This window comes from Enterococcus aquimarinus (assembly GCF_001885765.1).
GTDB classification, from domain to species: domain Bacteria; phylum Bacillota; class Bacilli; order Lactobacillales; family Enterococcaceae; genus Enterococcus_I; species Enterococcus_I aquimarinus.
Genome location: NZ_JXKD01000007.1, coordinates 19,044 through 45,152 on the forward strand (window position 1 = coordinate 19,044; position 26,109 = coordinate 45,152).

Genomic DNA, 26,109 nt, shown 5'->3' on the forward strand with positions numbered 1-26,109 from the left:
GGGAATGAAAATGCGTAAAAAAAACAAAGTGATTTTAGGATTAGGAATTGCCTTATTCAGTACGATTTTAGTGGCTTGTGGCTCAGGTAATGCAACAGGCAATGGGGTTAAAGAAGGAGAAGAAGTAAAACTAAATACAGAAAGCCAATTTCCAATTATTGCCGAAGGGGAAGAATTAAGTCTAAGTATTATGGCTCCTGGAATGGGTGAAGCTGAGTGGGAAGACATGGCGACACTGCAAGACTATATGGAAAAAACAGGCATCACGACGACGTATGTAACGCCACCAAATGCTGATTTTCCGACAAAATTAAACTTAGCATTTGCTTCAGGTGACTTAACCGATATTATTTATGGCGCAGGTTCTAATACATTGACTTCAGCGATGGAAATTGATTATGGTTCTCAAGGGATTTTAGTCGCGTTAGAAGATTATATTACGCCTGAAATCATGCCAAACTTGTCAAAAATGATTGAAGAAGATCCAAATATTTTGAAATCAATTACCACACCGGATGGCCATGTCTACTCCTTGCCAATGATTCCACGTAATGGGACGTCTATTTGGTATCAAGGTCCACTTTGGTATAATGGAGAATGGCTAGATACTTTAGGTGTAGAAGAATTACCAAAAACTACTGAAGAGTTCTATGATTTACTCGTTCGTTTCCGCGATGAAGATCCAAATGGGAATGGGCAAAAAGATGAAATCCCATTATCGGATGTTCAAATGAATGGTAGCCGTTTATGGTTAATGGGCGCATTCGGAATGAAAGTAAAAGGGATTCAAGAAGATGATGGGGTCGTTTCTTATACACCAATCTCAGAAAACTACAAAGCGTTCTTAGAATACATGAACAAACTCTATTCTGAAGGATTGCTTGATAAAGAAGTGTACAGTCAATCAGACGATCAAAAGAAAGCAAAAGGACAAAAAAATCAATTGGGTATTTTCCCAGATTACTATAGCTTCTTCACAACAGGTCGTAGTGAGCAAGAAGCAACGAATGATCCAATGTTACAACCACTTTCTTCTGAATATTCACCAGAAACAGTGATTCCAGGTAGTCCACGTCTTTCTCGAGGAGCGTTCTCAATCACAAGCCAAAATCCATCGGTTGAAGCGTCATTACGTTGGGTTGATTACTTCTACTCTGCTGAAGGTTCAAAATACTTAGAACAAGGACCAGAAGGCGTTTACTGGGAAACAGCTAAAAATAAAGATGGCGAAGAAGTTCGTGTGTACACCCCTGAAGTTGATGTAAATGACACGGAGTCTTTCCGAGCTAAAATTACGCCAGCTTATGGGTTAGTAACGCCAAACTTAGTCATTGATCAAGAACCAATTCGTGTTAGTGCGGATGAAGAACCAAATACTTCATTCACTGATTGGGTTATTGGTGAAACACAAGAAAAAATGGAGCCAGTGGCTGAAGTACCGTTCCCATTATTATACTTAACTAAAGAAGAAAATGATAAAGTATCTACAAGTGCAACAGACTTACAAACCTATACAACTGAAATGGAAGCAAAATTCATTACAGGTGTCACTTCATTTGATGAGTGGGACAAATATGTCGAAACGATTGAATCAATGGGCGTTGAAGAATACGTGGCAGCGTATCAAGCCGCTTATGATCGCTGGGCAGCAAACTAGTTTTAAGTGTTACCTTTTAAATTCCAAACAATTCTCGAAAGATTATTGTTTGGAATTTTCTTATTGTGCTCGCTCGCTTCGCTTATCATTAAAGAGTGGGATATGTGCGGAAAAACGTGATAAAACAACATTTTGAAAGCCTTTTCTTTTTTACATAGACGATTATTTAAACATATTGCGCATATTTTGGTTAGCGCTTACAATTCAATTGCAATAAGAAACGCCGGCTGTTTCAAAAAAGCATAATACATTCTGGGAGGAATAAAAGATGAGAAGTGGAAACAAATTGATTTACGGGTTAGGGATTGCCTTGTTTAGTACATTACTCGTTGCATGTAGTGCAAGTAATAGTAGTCAAGGAAACGGTTCGAATGGTGTTCAAGAATCTTCGGTTAAATTAAATACGGAAAGTCAATTTCCAATTGTAGCTGAAGGAGAAGAATTAACATTAAGTATTATGGCTCCAGGAATGGGTCTTGCTGAATGGGACGATATGCAGACTTTGCAAGATTATATGAAGCAAACAGGTATTACAACTACCTATGTCACGCCTCCTAATGCTGACTTTCCTACTAAGTTAAATCTGGCTTTTGCGGCAGATGATTTAACAGATATTATCTATGGAGCTGGATCCAATACCTTGACATCGGCCATGGAAATTGACTACGGTGCACAAGGGATTTTAGTTGCTTTAGAAGATTATATTACCCCTGAAATTATGCCGAATTTCACAAAATTGGCAGAAGAAGATCCGAATTTACTAAAATCGATTACAACACCTGATGGACATATTTATTCTTTACCGTTCGTTCCTCGTAATGGAACAGCGATTTGGTATCAACAACCAATGTGGTATAACGGGGAATGGTTGGATAATTTAGAGGTCACAGAATTACCAAAGACTACCGATGAATTATATGATTTACTCGTTCGTTTCCGCGATGAAGATCCAAATGGGAATGGTCAAAAAGATGAAATCCCTCTAACAGATGTCGAAATGAATGGAACACGTCTGTGGCTAATGGGTGCCTTTGGAATCAAAGTGAAAGGGATTCAAGAAGATGATGGGGTTGTTTCTTACACACCGATTTCAGAAAATTATAAGGCATTCTTACAGTATATGAATAAATTATATTCAGAAGGATTACTTGATAAAGAAGTCTATAGCCAATCCAATGATCAAAAACAAGCAAAAGGACAAAAAAATCAATTAGGATTATTTAATGACTACTATAGCTTCTTTACCACAGGTCGAACAGAAAAAGAAGCGCTTAATGATCCGTTATTCCAGCCTTTAACTTCAGAAGTTTCAACGGAAGCAGTCATTGCAGGTAGTCCACGATTATCGAGAGGAGCCTTTGCATTAACACACAAGAATCCATCAATCGAAGCCTCATTACGTTGGGTTGATTATTTTTACTCTGAAGAAGGTGCGAAATACTTAGAACAAGGTCCAGAGGGTGTTTATTGGGAAACTGCTACCAATAAAGATGGCGAAGAAGTGCGCGTTTATACTCCAGAAGTTGATCTGGATGACACAGAGTCTTTCCGTGGAAAGATTACGCCAGCGTATGGTTTAGTTACGCCAAATATTGTGATTGACCATGAACCAATCCGTAAAAATGCGGATGAAGAACCTGATACGACATTTATTGATTGGGTGGTAAATGAAACGGAAGAGAAAATGACTCCCGCAGCAGAAGTACCGTTTCCACTATTATACTTAACAAAAGAAGAAAATGATAAAGTTGCAACGAACGCAACCGATTTAGCAACGTACACGGAGGAAATGGAAGCAAAATTCATTACCGGTGTGACGTCATTTGATGAGTGGGATAAATATGTCCAAACGATTGAATCGATGGGCGTTGAAGAATATGTCGCAACGTATCAAACGGCTTATGATCGTTGGGCAGCAAACTAAAACAACTATTATTTTTTAACGTTCCAACTAAAAATCAGAATTGATTTTTAGTTGGAACATTTTCTTTTATCACGAAAGAATTCTAAAAAATGGAGAATATGCTTGAAGTATCAACGTTTTGTGGAAATTAACATACATCAGAAATTATACATATTGCGAAACTATCGGGTAACGCTTACATTTTAAGTAGACGAAACACTTAAGAAAAGGGGCAAGATAAATGACTCATCCACAATTTGAATTTGAACGTATTCGAAAAATATTTTTTAAAGTTAACCGTTATAAAGTGAAAGAACGTCGCGTAATTTCCGCGCTATCTTTAGATCAAGGCAACGGTTTTGAACCATATGAACAAGGGGATTATTTTGGGAAGAAGAACACGGATTACACGATTAAAGGAACGTTTACGATTCCAGAAGAATGGCGTGATTATCCGGTTGCTTTTGAAGGATATGCCGATCCCTCACAGTCAGACAATAGTACCAATCCTCAAATGAAAGTCTATTTAAATGATCACTATTTACAAGCGTTAGATACGAATCATCGAGAAGTCGTATTGGCTGATGAATGGAAAGATGCGGGAGAAATCGACTTTACGGTGCCGATTTTTTCTGGCCGTGAAGAGAAAAAATTTCCGCTGCATTTTCATTTAATTGCTTATGATCAAGCGACGTATGATTTTTACTACGATTTAATGGCAATTTATGATTCTTGGCGTGGTGTGATGGCATTTGGTGGAGACGCCGAACGCTACCAACAAACGCTCGTTCAAGCGGTAAACTTGCTTGATTTCCGTCAACCGTATTCAAAGAGTTATTATCAAGGCATTGAAGCCGCGAAAGAAGTGCTGGCATCCATGTATCTCATCGATCATGTACCGATACAAAAAGTGACGGCAGTCGGACATACGCATATTGATTTGGCATGGTTATGGACCGTTCAACAAGCCATTGAAAAAGGAGAACGTAGCTTTCAAACCGTTTTTCAATTAATGGATGAATATCCAGACTATACGTTCATCAATAGTCAGCCGCAACAATATCAATTTATGAAAGACCATTATCCTGAATTGTACGCAAAAATCAAAGAAAAAATCAAAGAAGGTCGATGGGAAGCAGAAGGCGCGATGTGGGTCGAAGCGGATTGTAACTTAACATCAGGTGAATCACTCGTTCGACAAGTATTGTATGGTAAACGATTCTTGAAAGAAGAGTTTGATGTGGATAGTAAAATTTTATGGTTACCCGATGTCTTTGGTTATTCAGCAGCATTACCCCAAATATTACAAAAAACCAATACGCCTTATTTTATGACGACAAAATTAAACTGGAATCAATTTAATCAAATTCCTTATGACTCTTTTTATTGGCAAGGAATTGATGGTTCAAAAGTACTGACTCATTTTATTACGACCATTAGTGAACATTATAATCCCACACCGTATTATTCAACGTACAATGGGTTGTTAGATCCTTATACCGTCAAAGGGAGTTTTGAGCGCTATCAACAAAAAGCGGTCAATGATGAGATCTTACTGGCGTACGGATACGGCGATGGAGGTGGCGGTCCAACAAGAGAAATGCTTGAAATTCAAAAACGGTTGCAACAGCCACTGCCCGATATGCCAACGATTACCGGCGATCGTGCAGGCGCATTTTTTGATCGCTTAAGTCAAAAAGAGAAGTTACCGACATGGTATGGCGAATTGTATTTTGAATACCATCGCGGAACGTTAACATCGATTGGGAAAAATAAAAAATACAATCGCGAAATTGAATTTTTATTACAAAATGTTGAAAAATGTTATGCCCAATACGCCTTTGATCGTTATCCGCAAGAAGCGCTAGAAAGAATGTGGAAGGTTGTCTTATTGAATCAATTTCACGATATTTTACCGGGGAGTTCGATTGAAGAAGTCTATGAACAAACTGATCGTGAATATGAAGCCATTATCAAGGAATGCCATGACTTATTAAGCGCCTTACCTTTGGTGCAACAAGAGTCAGTCTTTACCTTATATAACGCGCTAGGCTTTCAGCGTGCAAGCACAATTACGCTACCTGTAGTTGGACAAGTTGTTGATGGTGCGGGACATACGTTAGTCAGTCAGTTAACGCATCAAAATCAATTACTTGTCAAAACGTCCACGATTCCTTCGTTAGCTAGCGAAAAAGTGAACGTCATTGCGCAACCTTTTACAGCCGTCGTATTACCAAGTGTTGAGAAACAGTTTGAAACGGCTGATTTTAAAGTGAAGCTAAATGATGCATTCGAAATCATTTCACTTTTTGATAAACAAGCCAAACGAGAAATGATTCCGACGGGTGAAAAATTGAATCAACTCGTGGCCTACGAAGATATTCCAATGGATTACGATGCATGGGATATTGATGTGTACTATCAAGAAAAATCATGGAATGTTGATCAAATTGACAGTATTGAATGGGTCGAAAAAGGACCGATTCGTGATACATTGAAGGTCGTTCGCCCATTTGAGAATTCAACGATTACGCAGTACATCCATTTCTATCATGGCACAAAACGGATTGATTTTGAAACAAAAGTCGATTGGCAACTCAATCAGGTGCTATTAAAAGCGCAAATGCCCATTGCGGTGAATACATTAGAGGCAACTTATGATATCCAGTTCGGGAACGTCACACGAAATGTCCATAAAAATACAACTTGGGATTGGGCTCGCTTTGAAAGTTGCGGCCAAAAATGGGTTGATTTATCGGAAGGAAATTATGGCGTCAGTCTCTTATCGGATGCAAAATATGGCTTTAGTACCGAATTCCAAAAAATCGGCATTACGTTAATTAAATCCGCAATCGATCCTTATCCAAATGCGGATAATGGTCAACACGCATTTACCTATTCCTTATTTGCTCATGAAGGGAATTGGCAACAAGGTCACACCATGGAAGAAGCGCTAGACGTGAATGTCCCACTAATGGTCTTTGACGGCGATCTGAACGAAAATACTTCTTTCTTTGAAGTGGATATGCCGAATGTGTTATTAGATACGGTGAAAAAAGCAGAAGACGATGAGGCGATTGTCTTGCGCTTATATGAATACATGAATCGTCAAACGCAAGTGAGACTGACGAGTCACAAAGAGATTGAACGGGCAGTCTTGTGCAACATGTTAGAAGAAGCAGAAGAAGAATTAGCTATCGGAAAAAATCACATTGATGTAGCGTTTAAACCATTTGAAGTGCAAACAATCAAAGTATATTTCAAATAAGAAAGTAGGGAACACGGTGTTAAAAGAACTACTTAGTCAAATGACGTTAAAAGAAAAAGTCGGCCAATTGAATCAACGCTTATACGGTTGGCAAGCCTATGAAAAAACAGCGGAAGGAATGATCCTCACCGATTATTTTAAAGACGAAGTGAAACGCTGGGATTCACTTGGCGTAATCTACGGTCTTTTTCGTTCAGATCCTTGGTCTCAGAAGAATTTGGAGACGGGATTATCAAAAGAAGAAGCAAAAATCGTGAGCCAAATGATTCAAGATTATGTGAAAGAACATACGCGTTTAAAGATTCCCGTATTGCTCACGGAAGAATGTCCACATGGGCATCAAGGACTTGATTCGTTGACCACGCCGACAAATTATTCTGTTGGGGCAAGTTGGAATCCGAATCTTTACCAAGTAGCGCAAGCCATCGTGGCAGAAGAACTTCGCGAAAAAGGTGCGCATGTAGGATTGATCTCCACGCTTGATTTGTGTCGCGATCCTCGTTGGGGGCGTACGGAAGAGTGTTTTAGTGAAGATCCTCATTTAGCGGGTGCTTTCACAACCGCTGCGGTACAAGGGTTACAAGGTGAGCGCTCCGAAAGGGTTTTAGCATCGAATAAAGTTTTGGCGACGTTAAAGCATTTTGCCGCGCAAGGCTCCATTATGGGGGGGCACAATGCTGCACCCGTTGAAATTGGCGAGCGGGAACTAAAAGAAATTCACTTACCGATGGTGCAAGCGGGGATTGATGCCGGGGCTTTACTGTGTATGGCCGCGTATAATGATATTGACGGCGTTCCGTGTCACATTAACGAACGATTGTTAACAACAATCTTACGGGAGGAAATGGGCTTTGAAGGAGCAGTCATGTCAGATGGTTGTGCGTTAGATGGCGTGGCTCGCGTCTTAGGAGGCCCACAAACAGCCGCTTTGGCATTAAAAAGTGGCTTAGATATTAGCTTATGGGACAATGTCTATCCCTATTTAGAAGAAGCTGTTTTAGAGGGTTTATTGGACGAAACGCTGCTGGATCAAGCTGTTTACCGTGTGTTGCGCTTAAAAGAAAAACTAGGCCTCTTCGCTCAAGAAGTAGATAATGATCCAATCATAGCCACAACAGAGGAAGAAAAAATCGCGATTAATACGAAGTTAGCCGAAGAGGCAGCGGTATTGTTAAAAAACGAAGGCATCTTACCTTTAACAGCGAATACTATTTCTAAGGTTGCGTTGATTGGTCCACATATTCATAACGTGTACCATCAATTAGGCGACTACACGCCTTATAAAAACTTAACAACATGCATTACCATCGCGCAAGGTCTAAAAAATGTGGCAATGTCACAGCAAGTCGCACTTACCGACACACAAGGTTCATTGATTTCATCCCCAATTCCTGGTGCGATTGAAGAAGCTTGTGAGTTGGCGAAACAAAGTGATGTTGTCGTTCTCACGCTAGGTGGTTCAAGTGCGCGTGATTTTTCAACCGAATTTGATGCTAACGGTGCGGCATTGTCAGGCTCAAATGAAATGACAAGTGGCGAGAATATCGATTTGGCTGACTTAGCGATTCCGACTCCGCAAATGGACTTGTTAAAAGCGTTACACGCAGTCGGTAAACCGATTGTCGCCGTCGTAGTAGCCGGTCGTCCACATCTCTTAAAAGATTGTTTACCATATGTGGACGCTTTGTTAGTCGCGGGCTATCCGGGACAACACGGTGGTCAAGCGATTGCTAATTTATTATTTGGCTTGAGTAATCCTAGTGGGAAACTAGCCATCTCGATTCCAGATGAAAATGGTCAATTACCCGTTTATTACAATTATCGCGATACCCCTTTTAAACAAGATTATCTGGATATTTCCGGTCGTCCGACGTTCACTTTTGGTGAAGGGCTGAGTTATACGAATTTCGATATCCATGAGACAAAAGTCAAACAGACCTCAGAAGGTTTTGTCGTCACTGGCAAATTGACGAATACGGGTGAGTATGCCGGGGCGCAAGTCATTCAAGTGTATGCCAAAAAATATTCAAATGATGTCTTGCCTCGCGTCAAAAAATTATGTGGCTTTACAAAAGTCTTTGTTGAAAAAGGTCAAACACACCCTTTTACCATTCAGATTGCTGCAAAAGAGTTAAGTGATTTTGATTTAGAACTGAAACCAAGACATTTCAAAGACTTCCAGCTACAAGTTGAAACCACGAATTATAGCGAAATATTTTCTTGTTCACAGTAAGAAACGTCAGTTAAAGAAATCGAAAAAACAAACGAAAGGCCCGGATACTTGAGGGCCTTTCGTTTGTTTTTTTCATTATTGATTGCTCTTAAAGCGCGAAGGAGCGCTTTATATTGAGTAAAAAATTAGCTAGCCTTCGCGGTACATCGTCCGGTATTGGCCTGGTGTCACTCCAACGGTCGTGCGGAATTTACGTGTGAAATTCGAAACGTCATAATAACCGTTACTTTGAATAATCTCTTTAATCGACTGATCAGTCTCCACTAACGCCTGCTTAATTTTTTCAAGACGAAGATTGGCGATGTATTTTGCAAAAGTGGTATTGGTTTCTTCTTTCATGATTTTATTAATCATCGTAGGTGTTAGATTAAAATGGTCTGAAATCGATTCTAACGATAAAAAGTCGGTATTGTAGTGGGCATCGATATAACTGAAAAGCGCCTCTTTTACATGCGATTCTTCCTCTCGCGCTTTGGTGGCGACTTCTTGGCAAATCATTTGTGTGATTTCTTGGAGTTTCCGGTGCAACTGTTGATAATCTTTGACGTCAATTAATACTTCTAATTCTGTTAAAAGGGCGTCACCGATAACGGCAATGCCAACGTGAACATACGTATTCATAATATAGTAACTATACATCCGGAATGTTTGTAAAGTGACACAATATTGGACACCATAATGAATCAGTTCTTCTAAGGTTTCTAATGCAACGCCTTCATTTCCTAAATGTAAACTTTGAACTAATTTCAATTGCTTATCTTCAGGAAAATGGAAACTGCGATGGTCTTGTGGTGTCGAAGCACTAATCGATTCAAAGAAAAAAATCTGTCCTTGTGGATTTTCAAAGCGATAATCTAAAGCAGTTAGTGCTTCAATAAAGGAATGTTTGATTCCTTTGAGACTTGCTGTTTCTTTTCCAATGCCAATCGGTAATGTCACGTCGGAGAAATTACGCATATCTTCGACAATTCTTTCGACGATTTCCTCTTGGGTAAGCTCGCCAGAGGAAGCGATAAGGAACGTAACGGCTTCTTCTTCTAAACATTTCGTCCCGCACCACTCAAAATGAGCGTACTGAATATGATTGAGTTCTTTAAGCAATTGATTACTAAAAGAATCGCGATAAAGAGCCGGAGAATGACTCGTTGCCTCAAAAGAAATCACAATCGTAAAATATCGTGCGGTTGCTTGTTGAATAATAAGTGGCGAAAATAATTCTTGTAAACTTAATTCGTCGGTTCGTTGTCCGGTTAATAGTTGATGCAAGAGACTTTCTTTAATAAAAGGTGTTTGTTGTTTGATTTCTTCTTTCAAATGCGAGTTTTCGGTTAAAAAAGTTGACAATTTACCATGGACTTCTTCAAAAGAAAGGGCGCGTTTTTGCGGTTGTTCATGCTCGTGTTTTAATAACAAGCGTTCAATTTTTTCATAAGGACGATACGACTGTCGACCGAGGAAAATACTCGAAAATAATCCGATAATCAAAATACCGATAATCGTGTAGATCGACGCTTGATAAATCTGAGTCAGACGTGCACTTGCTAGGTCAGTATTTAGCACATAGACATATTCCAAATCGAGAAGATCATTCGTAAATTGATGCAATAGATAGTTTTTATTCTCCCAACGAAAAGATTCAGAAAGACTGCCTTTTGTGGCTAGTTTTTTATTTAATGCAGTAGCGAGTTCGGGATTATTATTGGAAAAACCGAGTAATTTATCTTGCGAATTAACTAAATAAAAATCACCGTGTGCTTCATTTAATAATGGCGAAAAAATAGCATCAATACTCGATTTACGAAGGACATAAATCATCGATGCGCTATTTTTACCGAATGCATCTTGAATAGGGACGACATAAAAGAATGATTTATCACCATAGACTTTTTCTTCGAGAATCGAAAAAGATGGAATTGGCGCATTTAATAATGTTAAGAGTTCTTCTTTATCCACATTTTGTTGGCGCAGTTCAATAAGAGCATCGATTTTAGTACTACCGTTTGCCGAATAGAATGTTTCAGGATCTTCAGGATAAAAAAGATAGGCTTCTTCAATCATCGAATTATTTAAACGATACTTGGCTAATGCGGAACGACTATCGATGTTTTCGTATGGATCCGCTAAGTATTCTAACGAAATCGCAGAATCGTACGGCAATTGTTGAGAAATCAAATCGAGTTGACTTAAATCGCTTTCAAAACTCGCTTTCGCTTGTAAGAGGGCATTCTTTGACGATAGTTCGAGCTGCTGGGTGACGCTGTGACGGGATGTCGTATACCAGACAAGAGACATCGGGATAAAGATTAAGGCAAAAAAGAAAATATAACTAAAAATAGAATACTGTAAAATATTCAATTTTCGAATCCATTTCATAAAAAAACTCCTTATCGTAAAAAGTATGCGTTACCATTATAACAGAAAATGAGAAGATAAGAAGATTTTCTCATGAAAAAAACAAAAGAAAATGAACAAATGGTTGATTGTCACATTCTTTTGTTTATTACTCATTTAATGACGAAAATCTTTTCGATGATAAACGAAAAAAGTGAGAGCGATAAAGAGCAAACTAATCAAGAAAAGGATTCCTTTGTGAGGAAAACCTTGTTCTAAAATGGTTGCCGGAATGCCTTGATGGATCGGTGATAAGGAGGCCAGGAAGTCGAGTGGCGCATATAAATTCGACACAATTCCTAAGAGATAAAAACCAAACACGATGCTCAGGGCAACGCTAGTTCCTTGATTGGCATGGTGAATGAGTGTTGATAGGAACATTCCCAAAGTTAAAAAGAACCATAAGACAAACCATTCATTCCAGTAAATCGCGCTAATCCCTTCGACAATGGCCGCAACGGTATCCGTCTTTTCCTTAAATAGTAGTAAACCACCGAGTGAGGTACAAGCGGATACGAACCAAAAAAGACTTAGAATAATGGTTTGAACGAACCATTTATTTGCGACGATTTGCTCACGTGAAATCGGTTGTGCATATAAAAAGTCGATAGTACCGGCCGATTCTTCTTGAATAAGGGATTGAATGCCGAGTAAAATCGCGTAAACACAAGCTGCCAAAAACAGATATTGAAAATAATAAGCAAAAAAGCCTAATAGTTGTAAAAGATTAGCCGGACCGCTCAAGGAGATATGAAACGTTGCCAGCAAACTTTCAGGGAACTCGCTCATGAGAGTAGCCATGGAGTCTTTGAGTACTGGTGTAAACATTTGTGGATAGATGGCGGAAAAAAGCAGACTTAGCAATGAGAAAACCGCCGTCCAAATGAGCAAACTTTTTCGTTGATTACGCCATTCAATTTTTGAAAGAATCATCGATTGTCCCTCCTTCGTAAAGTGACATAAATTGATCTTCGATAGTCGGTGTATGAATCGTGAAATCAAGAATCGATTCTTGCCTTAAAAATAGAAGGAGTTCATCTTTTTCTCCCTGATACAGGGCTCTCCATACGTCATCATGATGTTCAAGAATCTGGAAAGAAGATGGGAAATCTACTATTTGAAGGGTCTTCGTTTTGATTTCAACGACTTTACCTAAGGAATGATCGGTTGAAATCGGTTGAATCGTTAGCAATTTGCCTTGACGAATAAAAGCCGCTCGATGCGCGTGTTCTTGGATTTCTGCTAGTTGATGGCTTGATAAAAAAATCGTCATTCCTTGTTGATTACGCAATGTTAACTCTGTAAATAAGCGATGTTGCATGAGTGGATCTAATCCGTTCGTTGGTTCATCTAACATAAGCAAACGCGGCTTGGGCAATAAACTACATGCTAACGCAATTTTCTTTCGATTACCAAGCGAAAGTTCGGCGACTTTTTTATGAGCGTCCATTTCAAAGAGCTCGATTAAGAGCTTGATTTCACGAGTCGGTTGGCTTATTTTGTGGAAATCAGCAACCGACTGAAGGAGTTCCATTGTGGTAAATTGAGGATAAAAAGCCACTTCCGAAGAAACGTACGTTGTCACTTTGCGAATGGCTTTTGCCTCTTTTTGGGTATCCATCCCGAAAATGGCTAACGTGCCCGTTGACGGTTTAATAAAATCGAGCAAGGCTTTAATCGTGGTGGATTTTCCAGCACCATTTGGCCCAATAAAACCAAAAATTTCTCCTTCCGCGACTTGTAGCGAAAGGTCGCTTACAACGGTGTTCCCGTGATAGTTCTTTGAAAAATGCTCAATGACAATCGCTGACATCTTTTTCTCGCTCCTTCGAAACATTTTTTCTTTAGTGTAGTTCTTGTCAGAGAATTAGTCAAAGAGTATCTGTATTAGAAAAGTATCGTGATGGATTAGATAGGAAGGATAGGGGGTGATTTGGAGGCAACTCAAAAAATGCGCTAACAATCTAAAAAGAAAAGAGTAGCCACTATTCTTTTTGTCAAAAAAATGCTATTCTTTTACGGCAAATGAAATCAGGGGATGGAGGATTCAAATGAAAATTGCGATATTTGGTTATTCTGGAAGTGGTAAATCAACATTAGCTGCTTTTTTGGGAGAGCAACATCAACTTCCAGTGCTGCATCTCGATACCGTCCAATTTATTGAAAATTGGCAAGAACGCAACCGGCAAGAAGCCTTACAAATGGTTGCGACGTTTATGGAACAAGACTCCTGGGTCATTGACGGTAATTATTCGAAATTTTATCAGGAAAGACGTTTAGAAGAGGCAGATTACGTGATTATGTTACTCTTTTCGCCTTTTGCTTCATTAAAAAGAATTATTGAGCGACGCGTCAAGTATCGCAATACAGCGCGACCAGATATGGCAGAGGGCTGTCCTGAAAAAATTGACGGTGAATTTTTATGGTGGGTCCTTTATAAAGGCAGAAATAAAGCAAAGCGTCAATACTATCAAGCCATTCAAAAAACATATCCAGAAAAAGTGATTGTGATAAAAAATCAACAACAATTAACACGATTTTATCAACAACAACACATGAAGCTACGCTAAACAAAAGTCCTTTCCTGATGTTATTCACCAGAAAAGGACTATTATTTGTGTATTAGAATTCGTCTTCATCGCGAGGAAGTGGGATCGCAATTTGAGTGACAAATTCTTCCACTATTTGATTTTTAGATGGATGGAAACCAATGAGATAAATTTCACGAGAAGGGATTCCAATAGGAAGTTCTCGTTCATTTAAATAGGCTTCAATTGCTTGATAACCGGCGTTTAGTTGCTTATAGCTACCCTTATGAATCGTCGTTGCAAAGTCGTTACCCGCAATGATTTTATTATGGAATGGTTCAACCACGCCAATTTCTTCGCTAACAGGCAAACAAACCTCAATATCGGCTTCTTCACTGTTATAGGATTCGTCGTAGTAAAGGGCAAATGGTGCACCATCGACGCGTTCTTTTGCTAAATCAAAGAGTAAATCAAAATAGTCGCCAATTTCTTTGTATTGTCCCGTATAACGAATAGAAATGACTCGAGTATCTGGAATTGGTTGAATGTTTACTTGATAATTCATTCGTGTTCCTCCTTGTCTCATCTAATTTTTAAATATCTCTCTTTATTTTATTACTATACCACAAAGAGCGAGAAATATCTGATTCGAGGAATTCATTTAAACATTGATTGACTTTCATGAGCCTATCTACTTTTTTCAGCGATTATCTTGCGTAAAATAGTGATTGATTCTATCTAATAAAACTTTCAATCTTTTGAATATTAAGATACAATGAGAGTGTCATAATAGGGTGAAATGGAGGGATTATCATGTCGAGAGAAAGAATGTTGAAAACGTTTACAAATCTAGTGGGAATTGATTCAGTTTCAAAAGATGAAGGGGCACTCCATCAGTTTTTGAAGGAGAAGTTGACGGCATTGGGAATGTTGGTGACAGAAGATCAAAGTAGGGTGAAAACAGGATTAGGAAGCGATAATTTACTAGCCGTTCATGATGGGGGAAAGAATAGACAAGCGCTGTTTTTTTCTTGTCATACAGATACCGTGACACCAGGTCAGGGTATTGAAGTCATTGAAAAAAATGGGAAGCTCTTTTCAAAAGGTGAGACGATTCTTGGGGCAGACGACAAAGCGGGAATTGCGATTTTAATTGAAGCGATGCAGAGAATCAAAGAAGAACACATTGTAACGGGTAAAATCGAGTTTGTTTTTTCACCAGGGGAAGAAATAGGCTTAATCGGAGCTTCAGCACTCGACATGAATTTAATTGAAGCACCCTATGGCTATGTATTAGATAGTGCCTTAGAAGTTGGACGTGTCACGATTGCCAGTCCAACATTATATATGTACGAAGTTAAATTAACTGGTAAAGCAGCTCATGCTGGTTTAGAACCAGAAAAAGGGATTTCTTGTGTAAATATTTTAGCAGAAGCGTTGAAAGAGATTAAAATTGGTCGTTTAGATGCAAAAACAACGACAAATATTGGCGCGATTCAAGGCGGAGAAGCCACGAATATTGTGATGGATCACTTATTAGTAAAAGGCGAAGTTCGCGCGATTGATCCTGAAGTTGCGGAAGGTCTCATTGATGAGATGAAAAGAGCTTTTGAGAACGCTGCTCAAAAATTTGGCGGGCAAGCCGAAATTGACGTGAAAAAAATGGCTACTGGGTTTAATATTGGCGATGACGAACCGGTCATGGCTTTATTTATCCAATCGGTTGAAAATCTTGGTTATCCATTGATTCGTGAAACAAGTGGTGGTGGGAGTGATGCCAACATTTTTAATCTTGGTGGAAAACCATGTGTGAATTTTTCAATTGGTTACGATAAGATTCATACGACAGATGAATTTGTTGTCATTGACGAAATGGAAAAAGCAGTGAATTTAGTCATTGAGTTAGTTAAAAATGCACCCAAAAAGATTCGTGAACGAAATGAATAAGCAAGTCAAAAATAGTGTATTACTCGTGTTAGCCATCTTAATCTTAGCCGTATCGGTTAATATGTTTTTAGGACCTCACCATATTGCTGCTGGGGGTGTCAGCGGGATTGGGATTTTAGCAGAGTCTTTATTTGGAATTAATCGAGCGTGGGTAGTCTTGGGGTTAAATGTTGTGATGTTAATCTTAGCGGCTATTTTCCTAGGGAAGAAAGTGTTTTATAAGACATTAATTGGTAGCATCTTATTTCCTTTGTCGTTAAGAGTGGTTCCCCAAATCATGCTAACAGAAGATCGGTTACTATCAGTCATTATGGGAAGTGTGATTTTTGCGTCAGGAGTGGCTATTTTATATAGTATTCAAGCTTCAAGTGGCGGCACAACCATCCCGCCGCTGATTTTTCAAAAGTATTTTAATATAAATACATCAGTCGGACTCTTTTTTACGGACATGGTCATTGTTTTTATGAGTTTGTATGTTTTTGGAATAGAAGAATTTTTATTTGCTATTTTGTCCATCGGTTTAACGTCTATTGTGATGACGTATATCGAAACCGGACTAAAGCGGCGCAAAGCCATTATGATTTTAAGTATCAATCATTCAGAAGCGATTCGGGTGAAACTGTTAGATGAGGTTAATCGCGGTATGACATTATTTGATGTAAGGGGCGGTAAAGATGGCATTGAACGCGATATGATCATGACTGTGGTAAGTAATCAAGAATATCCTAAGGTACGTGAAGTTATCGAAGCCGTTGATCCAACTTGTTTTATGATTACTTATGAAGTGTCGGAAGTTCATGGATTAGGCTTTACGTATCAGCCGATTCAGTAAAAAAGGAGGCGTTCTAAATGGAAAGCAATTATGTAGAAACGATTCAACCCATGTTACCCATTTTAGCTTTTACGTTAGTGATGTTAGTCTGGACCATTGGAGAGTTTATCTCAGCTAAAACGAAAGCAATGGTTTCAATGATGCTAGTGGCATCGATGATTTTTTTAGTTGGTTTTGCTGCTGACTTAATTCCTCATGACCTAATCCAGCAATCAGGCTTATTGGGCTTAGGACAAGCCGTTATTGGACTGATTATTGTTCATTTAGGAACGATGATGAGCATCGAAGATTTAAAAGCACAGTGGCGAACATTCGTGATTGGTTCAATTACCGTGATTTTTGTTTCTATTGTCCTTTACTTTGTCGGAAGTCTACTCTTTGATCGCAACGTGGCGATTGCCGGATCGACAGCGATTACCGGAGGAACCTTATCGATTTTAATGGTGCAAGGCGAAGTTGCGACGATTGAAGCAGCCGGTGGCGATCTTGGAATGCTTTCACCCGCGTTACTAGCAGTCTTCCCGTTGCTTATTTTAAATTTCAAAAATTTCGTTGGCTTTTTAGTAACAGCGAATATTTTGAAAAAAGAAGCGTTACGTGTTCTTGGAGAGTATCGCAATGGGAATTTAGCGTTGTATGAAGAAGAAGTCAAAGAAAATACGACAACGAAACCTGAAGTCATTTTACCAAGTTATTTACAGACGCCTTACGCTGTCTTATTTATTTTAGGATTAACGGAACTATTCGCTCGTTGGTTAAGCGGCCTAACAAACGGGTATGTCAATATGTTCGTAATTGCGTTATTACTCGGGATTGCGTTACGACACTTTAAAATTGTGCGACCAAGTGCATTATCCACAACGGATTCTTTTGGTCTCTTAATGATTTCAATCATGGTGATCGCGTTTGGACCACTGGCTGATATTAATTTAAGTGACTTAGTTGCTTTAATAGGTCCCATTTTATTTTACTTAGCTGCAGGAGTGATTACCATTATTGCGATTTCTTATGTCGTTGGGAAAAGAGTTGGGTACTCGACTGCATTATCGATTGCGGTAGGTTTAACGAGTCTTTTTGGTTTCCCTGGTACAATGGTCTTAACCAAAGAGGCCGCCGCAGCCGTTGGTGAGTCAGAAGAAGAAATTGCCGTGATTGAACAAAATATTTTACCGATTATGGTGACGGCAGGGTTTTCAACGATTACGATTACCTCTGTAATTGTTGGAGGAATTATGGTTGGTTTCATTATTGGTTAGGGAGGTTTTATTGTGAAAATAATTAGTCGTGTTTTAGAAAGTGAAGCGTGGGTTCGTCAATTATATTTATTTGGTTTTGGAATTTATTTACTCCTGTTCCCAAGTTTAGGATTAAGATTACTATTCACAACAGTAGTTGGCTTACTCGCAATCTTAGGTGTCTATAACATCGTACGCTTTGTTTTAAGTAAGGAAAAAAAACCAGGATACACTAGCTACGCCTTATTAGGTGCTTTCCAATTAGTATTGTCCCTCTTTTTATATTTAAATTTAACGAGTGCCATAAAGTTGAGTATCTATTTATTTGCTTTCTTTTCTCTATTTAATGGTGCTTTAAACTTTAAAGATTACTTGGAACAAAGAGAAGTTAATGCGTTATCAAGTAAAATTTCTTTATTGTTGATGGGATTAAACTTTGCCCTCGCGCTTATTTTAGTCGCTAGTCCGTTTTCTTATGTAGCGAGTAAACCGGTCGTCGTTGGTTTAGCCCTAATTGGAATTAATGGGATTGATTTATACAAAGAAAAGTATATGGATCATAAAAAAATGACAGTAACAGAAACGCCAGAAGAACTTGATGAACAAGAAGAAATGGACATATAGTCAGAAAAGAGATGAAGGTGGATGAAAAATAGTCGGATTTTTGATATGTTACTAGGTCTTGCTTTTGTTGTAATAGGAATAATGGCAGTTAATCGACCCGCAACAACGTTAGGATTTTTAGTTTTCTTCTTTGGCGTATTAGCGATTGTCAGAGGGATAACCGCTATTGTTGGTTTAGGAGCGATGACTGGTCAAAATTCGCGCGGTTTCCGTATCGTCCTAGGTGTCTTTGATATCATTATTGGGTTGCTATTTTTAACAAATATGATTCGTGGTGCGTTGTTCTTAGGAGTGATGTTTGCAGTTTGGTTTTTGATGGAATCAATTGGTCATTTATTCTTAACGACCCGTTTTAATCAATCCAAGGGTTTCATGAAAATAATCATTTTACTATTCGATATTCTTTGTATGATTCTAGCCGTAATCTTATTATTTAACCCGATTATTGCCACTCTAACTTTACCAAAACTTGTTGGGTTTTCAGCGATTACTTTTGGATTTGTATTGATTGTTCATGGTTTTAGTCATCAAGAATGAATATAAGTGAGTAAATAAGCGTCGTTCCTTTAGCTAAAAAAGTTTTGTTTAAAGCTAGAGGAACGGTTTTTTGCTTTAATGACGGGGGAGTGTTTGTGTATGAAAAATAAGTTCCAACAGATGGTATTCATAACCGTTTTATTTCTTTTATTATTGTTCTTTTTTTATTGGATATTCGGGAGTTTTCTATTGTTAAGTTTATTCATTGAAGGTGTGACAGTTTTATTTGCAAGTTATTTAATCTTCTTTGATCAACGAAATGCGACGTCTAAATTTGCTTGGCTCCTAGCAATGCTCATGATTCCCTATTTCGGATTGTTATTATTTCTTTTACTGGGAAGAAATCAACAAAAAAGACGCTTTAGTCCGATTCAAAAAAAGAATCAACAACAACTTACACGCTATTTGACTCATTTTTTTGCACAACAAGAACAATGGCTAGGCAAAGAAAATGTTTTATCTAGCGAGCTGTATCACTTATCAGGCAATGCTGCTTTAAGAGGAAACGCCTTAGAATCGCTGGCAGATGGTGAAGAAGCCTATCAACGGATTTTAAGTGATATCCGTGATGCCACACATCACGTCCATCTCTTTTACTTTATTTATAAAGCAGATGACACTGGGAAAGAACTGGCACAACTGTTGATGGAAAAAGCGGCAGAAGGAGTCGAAGTACGCTTCATGTATGACAGTGTCGGGTCAATCAAGTTACCCTTTGATTGGTTAAAGCAATTAGTAGCTGCCGGGATTGACGTTCGTCCTTATGACTTAGTCAATTCACCGTTACTAAGCACGCGCTTGAATTGGCGTAATCATCGCAAAATGGTCATTGTTGATGGGAAAGTTGCCCATATCGGCGGGATGAATCTTGGTAATGAATATCGGAGTTTAACTGAAAAATTCACTTACTGGCGCGATACGAATTTAAGAATTGAAGGGCCAGCAGCCTTAGAAGTTCAAGGTGTTTTTTTACACGACTGGCTCTATTTTGAACAAGAACCGGAAGTAGCGTCGCCTTTTATCGATCAAGCAGCGCTCTATTTCCCAACAGAAGCCATCGAAAAAGCGGACGATGAAAATTGTCAAATTATCTTTGGTGGACCCTATGACAAAGAAAGAATGATTCACGACGCCTTTATGGATGTTATCGGTAAAGCAACGACGTCGATTAAAATTGCGTCGCCTTACTTTGTTCCCGACGAAGAATCGATGGCGACGTTACGTCGGGCGGCGCGTAGTGGGATTAAAGTCGAATTAATGATCCCAGGAAAAGGAGATCGTGCCCTTTCTTATTTTGGGAATACTTCTTTTATTGATCGGTTACTGGAAGCAGGCATCAACGTTTATTTTTATGATAAAGAGGCTTTCTTACATGGAAAATATATGATTATTGACGATACGATTGCAACGATTGGGTCAACGAATTTTGATGTTCGTAGTTTTTATTTAAACCATGAAATCTCTGCTTTTATTTATGGACCGTCCAAGACAGTAGTCGAAATTGTCAACCAATTTAAAGAGGATCTCTTAAAATCAGAACAAGTCACTCAAAAACAACGAGCAACACGTTCTATCAGCCAAAGAATTAAAGAACGTTTGAGTGCCTTTTTCGCCCCCTTATTATAAGTTAAAAAACTTGTCATGCTTTTTTAGGTGACAAGTTTTTTGATTTGTCCTAAAAGTGATTGTCATTTTTATTTTTTAGTATATACTGCGTAGTATATACTATTTCTTTTTTTGAAGGAGATTACGGTTGTGTTAAAAGATCAAGTAAAGAAGCATTCAAAAATTATCATTGCTTGTTTGTATGCGTTAACAGTTTCAATTGCCTTTAACTTTTTTTGGCTGCCTGGAAGAATTTATGCAAGTGGGATTACCGGTTTTTCGCAACTCATTGTGTCAGTAGTAGAGAGTTTTTTAGGAATTTCTTTTTCGATTCCTTTCCTTGTTTTATTAATGAATCTTCCCTTGCTGATAATTTCTTGGTTTGTCATTAATCGATCGTTTACGAAGTATACGATCTTAGCCGTTTTACTCACTTATTTTTTTATGAGTATAGTTCCAGTGAAGACAATTGTCACCGATCCGATTTTAGCATCGATTGTCGGTGGCGTTTTACATGGAGCGTCTGTGGGGATCACGTTAAATAGTGATTTTTCAACAGGTGGTTTAGATATTATCGGAATCTTGGTGAGAAAAAAGAGTGGTCGCTCCATTGGTAGTATCTTTATTATTTTTAACTGTTGTATTCAATTTATCGCTGGATTTTTATATGGGTGGCAATATGCCTTTTATAGTGCATTAGCGGTTTTTATTAGTGGGAAAACCGTCGATTTTGTGAATACAAAGCAAAAAAAAGTGCAAATTATGTTAGTGACAGAGCACTCTGAAGAATTGATTCCGATGCTTCAACATTTACTAAAGCGAGGCATTACGATTGTCAACAATGTAGAAGGTGGCTTCTTAAAAGAAGAAAAGAAAATTTTATTTATCGTTGCGAGCCAAAAAGAAGTGAATTACTTAAATCAACTGGTGAAGAATGTTGATGAGCATGCGTTTATGAGTATCTCGCCAGGAGTTGTGACGAATACAAACTTTTATGAATGGTAAAAGAACAGAGAAGGAGTGACGGAATGAAACAAGCTCATTTTAAAAAACTAATTCAGCCTAATAAAGAATTATTTTACCAAGATTTAGCGCAATTGATTGCGATTCCTAGCGTCAAAGGACAAGCGCAAGTCGGTGCGCCGTATGGCATCGAAAATAAAAGAGTGCTAGAGAAAATCATGGAGATTGCGGAATCTTATGGCTTTAAAGCGCATCTAGTTGATGATGCGGTTGCTTATATCCAAGTGGGCGAGGGCGATGAGTATGTTGGGATTGTGGGTCATTTAGACGTCGTCGAAGCAGGCGGCAAGTGGACATATCCGCCATTTGAACTAACTAAAGCCAACGGTAAGCTTTATGGTCGGGGTATTTTAGATAATAAAGGACCGATTTTTTCATGTTTATATGGATTAAAATTACTGATCGATCAAGGTTATCGATTCGACAAAACCATCCGTATTCTTTTTGGGAGTGATGAAGAGAGTGGTTCGTCTGATATTCCTCGCTATTTAAATCAAGAGAAAGCACCCGTTTTTGCCTTTACGCCAGATTGTAAATACCCCGTCGTTTACGGCGAACGAGGCATTCTGAATGTGGTATTTGAGACAACCCTTTCAGCGCAAAGCCTGGCGTTGATTTCTGAAATTGACGGGGAACAAGGTCGAAGTTTTGTGCCAGATGTTTTACGTTGTATGGTTGAAGGACAAGCGCTCGCCGTTCAAGGGAAGCGAGCACCATCGAATGCCCCGGATTTAGGGAGCAATGGGATTACGTTACTCGCTGAAAAAATTAAAGAAACAACAACAAACGAAGAATTAAAACATTATTTCACGTGGCTTTATGATTGTCTACACGAAAAACATTTAGGACAAGGTCTCAATATGGCTTGGCAAGATGAAATGAGTGGCTACTTAAATGTCACCCCTTACTTGTTAGAAAAGACCAAGACTGGATTTAAACTTGGTTTGTCTGTACGTTACCCAGTGTCCTTTACGCAAGAGCAAGTGATGGCTGGTTTAGAGCAAGCGGCCAATGAGCAAACAATAGTAACATTAGTCCGAAGTTTACCGAGTTTATTAATCGATAAAAACCGTCCAGAAATCGCGCAATTAACCAAAGCGTATGATGACGTAACGGGTCTCGAGAGTACACCCGTTACGACAACGGGTGCGACGTATGCCCGTTTCTTACCGAATACCGTGGCATTTGGACCATCTTTCCCAGGTCAAAAAGGCATTGCGCATAATGTCGATGAATACATGGATGAAAGTGATTTGTTACTGAATATGGAAATTTATATGCATGCCATGTTAAATCTTTGCGAATAAAACAAACAATTAGGAGGAGTAATAGATGAGTTATGGAATGATTGCAACATGGAGAATGGCTTGTGATGGTATCGCAGCCGCAACGCAAGCATTAGCCGAAGGTGGATCGTCGCAAAAAGCGATTGTGGATGCGATTAAAATGGTAGAAGATTATCCCTTTTATAAATCGGTTGGTTATGGAGGGTTACCCAATGAAGTCGGGATGGTCGAACTCGATGCGGCCTTTATGAATGGTGACAACTTTGATATTGGTGCGGTTGCAGGTAGCCGTAGTGTAAAAAATCCGATTGTTGTAGCTGAAAAATTAAGTCATGAGCGTTTTAACTCGTTCTTAGTTGGTGACGGTGTGGCTAAATATGCCATTAAAGAAGGCTTTGAGCTGCAAAATATGCTAACGGAACGAGCAAAAAAAACGTGGCAAAATCGTCTAGAAGAGATACGCCATTCAAATTTAAGTCCGTATGATGGACATGATACCGTGGGGATGGTGGCTTTAGACCAAACAGGAAGCATGTCTTGTGGCACTTCAAGTAGTGGGTTATTTATGAAAAAAGAAGGACGTGTCGGCGATTCTCCGTTGTCTGGATCAGGATTTTATGTCGATAGTGAGATTGGTGGGGCAACAGCAACTGGACTAGGGGAAGACTTGATGAAAGGTTGTCTAAGTTATGAAACCGTGCGTTTGATGGGAACAGGGATGCATCCTCAAGCAGCGGTCCAACAAGCGACAATGGATTTTGCGAAACGCTTAGAACGTCGTAAAGGAAAATGTGGCGCCTTCTCACTCGTTGCAATGAACAATCAAGGAGAGTGGGGCGTTGCGACGAATGTCGAATTTTCATTTGCGGTGGCAACCGACCAATTAGCACCCACGATTTACTTGGCCTATCCTGCCGAAGATGGCGGCAATCCACAGATTGAAGTCGCAAGCCAAGAATGGTTAGATGCATATCAAGCAAGAATTACGGCACCGATTAAATAAAAAATAAAAAGGTAAAAAAAGAGGAGAATAATACATGCGTTCAAGACAAGTCCATTTAGATTTCCATACAAGTGAGTTCATTCCACATATCGGTGAACAGTTTAATAAAACCGCTTTTGTCGAAACATTAAAAGCGGCTCACGTCGATTCGATTACCTGTTTTGCGCGATGTCACCATGGGATGTTGTATTATCCAAGTAAAACGCATCCGGAGTTGATTCATCCAGGACTCGAAAATCACCAGTTATTAATTGATCAAATTGATGCTTGTCATGAAGCAGGGATTGCTGTACCAATTTATACAACCGTTCAGTGGGATCACTACATTATGAAGAATCATCCAGAATGGTTAGCGGTGGATGATCAAGGGGAATTCATCGATACACAAGGCGTACCGGCACCGCATTTTTATCACACGATTTGCTTGAATAGTCCATACCGTGCGTTTTTCAAAGAACATCTACTGGATATCATTGAGGTCGTTGGCAAAGAAAAAGTCGATGGTATTTTTATGGATATATTATTTGCTGTTGATTGTGACTGTCAATATTGTCAAATTGAGATGGAAAAATTAGCGATTGATCATACGATTAAAAATGAACGTTTGAAGTATTCAAAAATCATGCTCCATGATTTTAAAGAAGAGATTTCTGAAATGATTTGGTCGATTTCATCCGAAATGAACGTTTTTTATAATGGGTCGCATATTGGTCCAAATGATAAAAATAGTTTGCCATTTTATTCGCACTTAGAGCTAGAAAGTTTACCAAGTGGTGGTTGGGGCTATGATCATTTCCCAATTACGGCCCGCTATGCCCGTAACTTAGGGAAAGAATTTCTCGGGATGACGGGAAAATTCCATACGTATTGGGGGGATTTCCATTCATTAAAAAATAAAGCAGCGATGGAGTTTGAAGTCTTTAATATGTTTGCTCAAGGGGCACAAGGTTGTTCAATTGGGGATCAATTACATCCTGATGGGGCATTATCAAAAGCTGCTTATAATATAATTGGACACGTTTTTGAAACGGTAGAGAAGATGGAAGAAGATTGTCAATATGCCTCGATTCCAATGACTGAAATTGCTGTTTTAACACCTGAAGAATTTTGGATTCCAGGTTCAGATGCTCCAAGAACAAGTCCAGCAATTATTGGGATAACAAGAATGCTCCAAGAACTGAATTATCAATTTGACATTATTGATTCTGCGATGAATTTTGAAAAATATCAAGCGATTATTTTACCTGATGTGATTCCGTTTAGCGAAACAATCGCAGACAAATTAACGACCTTTACAAAGCAAGGCGGTAAAGTAATTGGCACTTTTGAATCTCTCATTAATCCAACAACGACGAAACAAGCGTTCTATGGCATTGATTATTTAGGTGAAGGGACGTATGAACGCGACTTTATTTTACCAGATGAGCAATACGGAAAAGACTTACCTAAAGAAGAATTTGTTTCGTATATCCGTGGGACGGAAATTACCCTGAACGGCGCCGAAAAACTGGTGGATCGGATAAAACCTTACTTTAACCGGGAAGGAGAAACGTTTATTTCGCATCAACATGCGCCGTCAAAACGTGAAATTGGCGCACCAGAATTAACGAAATTTGGGAACGTGTATTACTTTGCCCATCCAATCTTTACCTTATACCGTAAAAATGCTCCACAATTTATAAAAGAAATTTTCAGTGATGTCTTAGCAGAATGTGTCACACACAAGCAACTGATTCATAATGGACCATCCTCGTTACAGATTACAGCGAATACATCAAAAGACCAAGACGTGATTGTGCTACATGGATTACATTATTTAACAGAGAAAAAGTCAGAAGAGATTTATACCATTGAAAATCATTATCCATTACTCGATATTTCAATGAAATGTTTTGTAGGAAATAAAAAAGTAACAAAAGTGGTGGATGTCTTGAATCAAAAAGAATTAGTATTTGAAGTGAGTGAAGGGTATGTTACGATTCATCAAGAGGTATTAGTCCCTCATGTAGTTTATAAAATTGTCTTTTAAGGTGGGAA

At 38.8% G+C, this 26,109-nt stretch carries 19 protein-coding genes; 15 read left to right on the top strand and 4 right to left on the bottom strand.

What is annotated here, in order from left to right; all coding sequences use genetic code 11:
- The first annotated feature begins 10 nt into the window (after positions 1-10).
- The 4 genes from RU93_RS06300 to RU93_RS06315 all read left to right on the top strand — a co-directional run bounded on the left by RU93_RS06300 (position 11) and on the right by RU93_RS06315 (position 9,061).
- Positions 11-1,657, top strand: coding sequence for an extracellular solute-binding protein (locus tag RU93_RS06300; protein WP_071874765.1), 1,647 nt, complete (start codon positions 11-13; stop codon positions 1,655-1,657).
- Between the two features lie 268 nt (positions 1,658-1,925).
- On the top strand, positions 1,926-3,581 hold the full coding sequence (locus RU93_RS06305) for a type 2 periplasmic-binding domain-containing protein (RefSeq protein WP_071874766.1): 1,656 nt from the start codon (positions 1,926-1,928) through the stop codon (positions 3,579-3,581).
- A gap of 220 nt (positions 3,582-3,801) precedes the next feature.
- Entirely contained in the window at positions 3,802-6,828 is a 3,027-nt protein-coding gene (locus RU93_RS06310; protein WP_071874767.1) for an alpha-mannosidase, read from the top strand.
- A gap of 16 nt (positions 6,829-6,844) precedes the next feature.
- Complete coding sequence (locus tag RU93_RS06315) at positions 6,845-9,061, top strand: glycoside hydrolase family 3 N-terminal domain-containing protein (protein WP_143139419.1); 2,217 nt, start codon at positions 6,845-6,847, stop codon at positions 9,059-9,061.
- A 129-nt stretch (positions 9,062-9,190) separates the two neighbouring features.
- Here the strand turns inward: RU93_RS06315 and RU93_RS06320 are convergent, their stop codons facing one another.
- From RU93_RS06320 to RU93_RS06330, 3 genes are all read right to left on the bottom strand, one after another.
- A complete protein-coding gene (locus RU93_RS06320) occupies positions 9,191-11,434 on the bottom strand; it encodes a helix-turn-helix domain-containing protein (protein WP_071874768.1) in 2,244 nt (747 codons plus the stop codon).
- A 135-nt stretch (positions 11,435-11,569) separates the two neighbouring features.
- Positions 11,570-12,385: an ABC transporter permease subunit gene (locus RU93_RS06325; RefSeq protein WP_071874769.1), complete on the bottom strand. Its 816-nt coding sequence runs from the start codon at positions 12,383-12,385 to the stop codon at positions 11,570-11,572.
- Positions 12,366-13,265, bottom strand: coding sequence for an ABC transporter ATP-binding protein (locus RU93_RS06330; RefSeq protein WP_071874770.1), 900 nt, complete (start codon positions 13,263-13,265; stop codon positions 12,366-12,368). The genes RU93_RS06325 and RU93_RS06330 overlap by 20 nt, the downstream gene beginning before the upstream one ends.
- Positions 13,266-13,503: 238 nt before the next feature.
- Here RU93_RS06330 and RU93_RS06335 point away from each other — a divergent pair, with 238 nt between their 5' ends.
- Entirely contained in the window at positions 13,504-14,022 is a 519-nt protein-coding gene (locus tag RU93_RS06335) for a P-loop NTPase family protein (protein WP_071874771.1), read from the top strand.
- Positions 14,023-14,074: 52 nt separating this feature from the next.
- Here RU93_RS06335 and RU93_RS06340 read toward each other — a convergent pair whose 3' ends face one another.
- Entirely contained in the window at positions 14,075-14,545 is a 471-nt protein-coding gene (locus RU93_RS06340) for a GyrI-like domain-containing protein (protein WP_071874772.1), read from the bottom strand.
- Positions 14,546-14,793: 248 nt separating this feature from the next.
- Between RU93_RS06340 and RU93_RS06345 the strand changes: the two genes are divergently transcribed.
- From RU93_RS06345 to RU93_RS06390, 10 genes are all read left to right on the top strand, one after another.
- Positions 14,794-15,927: a M20/M25/M40 family metallo-hydrolase gene (locus tag RU93_RS06345; protein ID WP_071874773.1), complete on the top strand. Its 1,134-nt coding sequence runs from the start codon at positions 14,794-14,796 to the stop codon at positions 15,925-15,927.
- Positions 15,911-16,759, top strand: a complete 849-nt coding sequence (locus RU93_RS06350) for a YitT family protein (protein ID WP_379952884.1) — start codon at positions 15,911-15,913, stop codon at positions 16,757-16,759. The genes RU93_RS06345 and RU93_RS06350 overlap by 17 nt, the downstream gene beginning before the upstream one ends.
- Before the next feature lie 17 nt (positions 16,760-16,776).
- Positions 16,777-18,015 (top strand): hypothetical protein, encoded by a 1,239-nt coding sequence (locus tag RU93_RS06355; protein ID WP_245785379.1) that lies wholly within the window; start codon positions 16,777-16,779, stop codon positions 18,013-18,015.
- A 12-nt stretch (positions 18,016-18,027) separates the two neighbouring features.
- Complete coding sequence (locus tag RU93_RS06360; RefSeq protein ID WP_071874775.1) at positions 18,028-18,618, top strand: DUF308 domain-containing protein; 591 nt, start codon at positions 18,028-18,030, stop codon at positions 18,616-18,618.
- 21 nt (positions 18,619-18,639) lie between these two features.
- Entirely contained in the window at positions 18,640-19,155 is a 516-nt protein-coding gene (locus tag RU93_RS06365; protein WP_071874776.1) for an HdeD family acid-resistance protein, read from the top strand.
- A gap of 189 nt (positions 19,156-19,344) precedes the next feature.
- Entirely contained in the window at positions 19,345-20,781 is a 1,437-nt protein-coding gene (cls, locus tag RU93_RS06370) for a cardiolipin synthase (protein WP_245785380.1), read from the top strand.
- A gap of 129 nt (positions 20,782-20,910) precedes the next feature.
- The gene (locus tag RU93_RS06375; RefSeq protein WP_071874778.1) at positions 20,911-21,765 is read left to right on the top strand and encodes a YitT family protein; all 855 of its coding nucleotides are present in this window, start codon (positions 20,911-20,913) and stop codon (positions 21,763-21,765) included.
- Between the two features lie 23 nt (positions 21,766-21,788).
- Positions 21,789-23,090, top strand: coding sequence for a Sapep family Mn(2+)-dependent dipeptidase (locus RU93_RS06380; protein ID WP_071874779.1), 1,302 nt, complete (start codon positions 21,789-21,791; stop codon positions 23,088-23,090).
- Between the two features lie 25 nt (positions 23,091-23,115).
- Positions 23,116-24,072, top strand: coding sequence for a glycosylasparaginase (locus RU93_RS06385; RefSeq protein WP_071874780.1), 957 nt, complete (start codon positions 23,116-23,118; stop codon positions 24,070-24,072).
- 34 nt (positions 24,073-24,106) lie between these two features.
- Positions 24,107-26,101, top strand: a complete 1,995-nt coding sequence (locus tag RU93_RS06390) for an alpha-amylase family protein (RefSeq protein ID WP_071874781.1) — start codon at positions 24,107-24,109, stop codon at positions 26,099-26,101.
- Positions 26,102-26,109: the final 8 nt, after the last annotated feature.

Bases quoted from the DNA above. Each gene is read 5' to 3' on its own strand.
- RU93_RS06385 (WP_071874780.1), top strand. From the start codon at position 23,116: ATGAGTTATGGAATGATTGCAACATGGAGAATGGCTTGTGATGGTATC.
- RU93_RS06365 (WP_071874776.1), top strand. From the start codon at position 18,640: ATGAAAAATAGTCGGATTTTTGATATGTTACTAGGTCTTGCTTTTGTT.
- RU93_RS06305 (WP_071874766.1), top strand. From the start codon at position 1,926: ATGAGAAGTGGAAACAAATTGATTTACGGGTTAGGGATTGCCTTGTTT.
- RU93_RS06345 (WP_071874773.1), top strand. From the start codon at position 14,794: ATGTCGAGAGAAAGAATGTTGAAAACGTTTACAAATCTAGTGGGAATT.
- RU93_RS06355 (WP_245785379.1), top strand. From the start codon at position 16,777: ATGGAAAGCAATTATGTAGAAACGATTCAACCCATGTTACCCATTTTA.
- RU93_RS06380 (WP_071874779.1), top strand. From the start codon at position 21,789: ATGAAACAAGCTCATTTTAAAAAACTAATTCAGCCTAATAAAGAATTA.
- RU93_RS06390 (WP_071874781.1), top strand. From the start codon at position 24,107: ATGCGTTCAAGACAAGTCCATTTAGATTTCCATACAAGTGAGTTCATT.
- RU93_RS06330 (WP_071874770.1), bottom strand. From the start codon at position 13,265: ATGTCAGCGATTGTCATTGAGCATTTTTCAAAGAACTATCACGGGAAC.
- RU93_RS06320 (WP_071874768.1), bottom strand. From the start codon at position 11,434: ATGAAATGGATTCGAAAATTGAATATTTTACAGTATTCTATTTTTAGT.
- RU93_RS06325 (WP_071874769.1), bottom strand. From the start codon at position 12,385: ATGATTCTTTCAAAAATTGAATGGCGTAATCAACGAAAAAGTTTGCTC.
- RU93_RS06340 (WP_071874772.1), bottom strand. From the start codon at position 14,545: ATGAATTATCAAGTAAACATTCAACCAATTCCAGATACTCGAGTCATT.
- RU93_RS06335 (WP_071874771.1), top strand. From the start codon at position 13,504: ATGAAAATTGCGATATTTGGTTATTCTGGAAGTGGTAAATCAACATTA.
- RU93_RS06310 (WP_071874767.1), top strand. From the start codon at position 3,802: ATGACTCATCCACAATTTGAATTTGAACGTATTCGAAAAATATTTTTT.
- RU93_RS06300 (WP_071874765.1), top strand. From the start codon at position 11: ATGCGTAAAAAAAACAAAGTGATTTTAGGATTAGGAATTGCCTTATTC.